The 283-nt window shown below is 32.9% G+C and carries 1 protein-coding gene; it reads left to right on the top strand.

The window, feature by feature from the left end; all coding sequences use genetic code 11:
• On the top strand, positions 1-283 hold a 283-nt coding region (locus JYB62_RS19705), incomplete at both ends, for a protein adenylyltransferase SelO family protein (protein ID WP_205647100.1).

Raw genomic sequence — 283 nt, 5'->3', positions numbered from 1 at the left:
AGCCTCTAGTCATATACGGGTTGGAACTTTTCAATATATTGCAGCTACTCAAAATGCTGATGATCTTAAAACTTTGTTTAACTACACAATTGATCGTCATTATCCTGAAATCAAAGATTCTAAAACAAAAGCATTAGATTTATTGAATTTATTAATGAAAAAACAATGTGAGTTAGTGATCAATTGGATGCGTGTTGGCTTTATTCACGGCGTAATGAATACAGACAATATGACAGTCAGTGGTGAAACGATTGATTATGGTCCTTGTGCATTTATGGATCAT

This window comes from Algoriphagus lutimaris (assembly GCF_017051705.1).
GTDB classification, from domain to species: Bacteria; Bacteroidota; Bacteroidia; order Cytophagales; family Cyclobacteriaceae; genus Algoriphagus; species Algoriphagus lutimaris.
The sequence above is the reverse complement of the archived record's forward strand: the minus strand, read 5'-3'. Positions and strand labels throughout refer to the sequence as shown.